The organism is Endozoicomonas sp., from assembly GCF_051008435.1.
In the GTDB taxonomy this organism is placed as follows: Bacteria; Pseudomonadota; Gammaproteobacteria; order Pseudomonadales; family Endozoicomonadaceae; genus Endozoicomonas_A.
In genome coordinates, this window is sequence record NZ_JBPCXO010000175.1 from 1 (window position 1) to 2,222 (window position 2,222).

The window sequence follows — 2,222 nt, forward strand, 5'->3', positions numbered from 1 at the left end:
GGCATATGGCGGGGCGAGATCTTGGTAAACGGGAGCCTACGGAATCACTCAAATCTCATGCTGGGAAATTTGAATTATTGGATGCAACCTGATTGTCAAGTGAGAAAAACTGCAGAATCGAGTTTAAAGCGTTTGCTAATGGGCGAACAAATTCGTCTTTATCGTCAGAGGCATGAGAGATGAAAACATCATGAGTTTCACCGCCGGATTCCATTGAAGGTGGAATTTCATCACGAACAAGGCTGGGCACTTCAGAGAGCGGACGTTCTTGAATTTCTGGGAGTACTCCTGGCACAACTCGAACAGATGCTTTTGTACTGCCCCTTAAGCCTTGCATATCAACTGCAACTAGCCATCGACCAGAGCTTGGAACTTGTAATCTGACAGGTGATTTTTTTGCAAGACCACCGATGTATCGGTGCTTTCTGCCATTTTTATAGTTGTTGAACTCTGAACTGGTCATTAAGCGAACATTTGCACTGCTTAAGTGTTACTTCGACAACTTCCCCACGCTTAAGGCTACCAAGGTCGTACTTTAAGAAGTTCATTTAATCTCCTTTCAAATGACTCAGAGTTACTACCAATGATTTTACTATGAAGCTCCGAGCCCCCCAAGACCTACAGCTTTGCCATAAATCAATGTATCTATGTTTATTTTATGGGTGAGCATAACACAGGAATATACTGCACATGCTGTATATTATCATTAACAATTGTATCAACAAGAGCCGCCATGCCTTGCTACTCAGTAAGAAAAAATGGACAGCATATCGGCTTTATTTGTGGTGATCTGGGTGAGCATTGTCGGGAATGCGGAGCTGTGTCGGACAATCTCTGTGACTATCCTGTGGGTGACGGCAAAACATGTGATCGAGCGATCTGCAATGAACACTCTCGGCAGGTAGGGGTAGACCTCCACTACTGCCCTACCCATGCAAAACTCTGGGACAAGTTCAAAAGAGCCGGTGGTGTGAAACAGGTACTGGAGAACGTCGTTCCATTCCCGGACTGATCTGTTATTCGTCTCTATTATCAGGTTTGATCAGATTTTCAGGATTACCAAGAGTGGTCTCTTTTTTCAGTTCTTCCTGTATGTCTCTGCACAGTGGCTTGAGGAGCTGTTTGGCTGATTTCCTGGCTCGCTCACGTGTTTTTTTTATGTGCTCTTCGAGGGGCATATTTTTTTCACCAGATAGCAAGGATTGCCTTATTTCCAGAAACTTACGCCCGACTTGTATGAATAACACTACAGACAGATAGAGATAGGTTAACAGGTAAACAAATGCTGTAGGCATGGCCCATTCAGAATTAAAAGAGTCTCTGAGCAGAAGTATCACTGCCGGTATGCTCATCAGTGAAATCATCAGATAAGAAAGCAGTTTCAGAAGCTTGGGCCATTCATCCCTATTTTCTTCTGTCACAGGGGTCGACAGGATTTCAGTCAGTATGTGATAACAGATACCACCACAAAAAAGTAGAAATGAGAAGTGCATGTAGGAAGCAGACAACTCTCCCAACGTTGGCTTTTCAGGAAGCTGGGAGGGAAAGCTGAGCAGCCATAAAAAAAAGCTTGAAGTAAATGCCCAGAAAATTGCAAATATTATTCTTGTTCTATTCGAAACAATCATTCAGATAGCCGTTTTATTTTTTTGAGATCAAGGGGAAGTAGAGTCCTTCCCCATAGGCTTTATTGATCAGATTCAGCCAACTTCATCAGAGACCGTTACCCAGATGCTATAGAAACCACTGTCTCTCATCAGTCTGGTGATTTCATAACTGATATCCGGAATCATTTCAGAGTTATCGGTATGACCCAGTACCTCCACGCCCTTGTCTTCGTCTTCGTTCATCTGACCTACGACATCCCAAATGAATTTCGCAAAGGTTTCGGCTTCCTCCTGGGTGTTAATACCAGAACGCAGAATCTCTGAAATGTCTTTCCGTTCAAGCCGGTCAATGTAATGATCCAAAAGATCATGAAGGTGTGGATATCTTGAAAACTTAATCACAGTGCTGAACCTCCATCCTTCATAACAGACATGCGTTGCGCCACCAGTCTGAGCTTTTCAACCAGTTGTACAACCAACATTCTTTCTGTGGGGCTTTTACAGGTTGGCTGATGAAAAGTGAGGGGTTGCAACAGAAATAGCCTTCAGGAGACGATTGATTTATAAGGATCAAAATTTCTGAAGGATCAGACATGTGTGCAACACCCTCACTAC

General features: G+C 43.4%; 3 protein-coding genes and 1 pseudogene. 1 reads left to right on the forward strand and 3 read right to left on the reverse strand.

The window, feature by feature from the left end:
• Positions 1 to 55: 55 nt before the first annotated feature.
• Positions 56 to 469: pseudogene (locus ACR2PX_RS08650) on the reverse strand (DUF1883 domain-containing protein); the annotation flags it as partial.
• A gap of 264 nt (positions 470 to 733) precedes the next feature.
• Here ACR2PX_RS08650 and ACR2PX_RS08655 point away from each other — a divergent pair.
• The gene (locus ACR2PX_RS08655; RefSeq protein ID WP_433998960.1) at positions 734 to 1,012 is read left to right on the forward strand and encodes a hypothetical protein; all 279 of its coding nucleotides are present in this window, start codon (positions 734 to 736) and stop codon (positions 1,010 to 1,012) included.
• 4 nt (positions 1,013 to 1,016) lie between these two features.
• Here the strand turns inward: ACR2PX_RS08655 and ACR2PX_RS08660 are convergent, their stop codons facing one another.
• Both ACR2PX_RS08660 and ACR2PX_RS08665 read right to left on the reverse strand, forming a co-directional pair.
• Entirely contained in the window at positions 1,017 to 1,493 is a 477-nt protein-coding gene (locus ACR2PX_RS08660) for a hypothetical protein (RefSeq protein WP_433998961.1), read from the reverse strand.
• Between the two features lie 207 nt (positions 1,494 to 1,700).
• Complete coding sequence (locus ACR2PX_RS08665; protein ID WP_433998962.1) at positions 1,701 to 2,009, reverse strand: hypothetical protein; 309 nt, start codon at positions 2,007 to 2,009, stop codon at positions 1,701 to 1,703.
• Between the last annotated feature and the right edge of the window lie 213 nt (positions 2,010 to 2,222).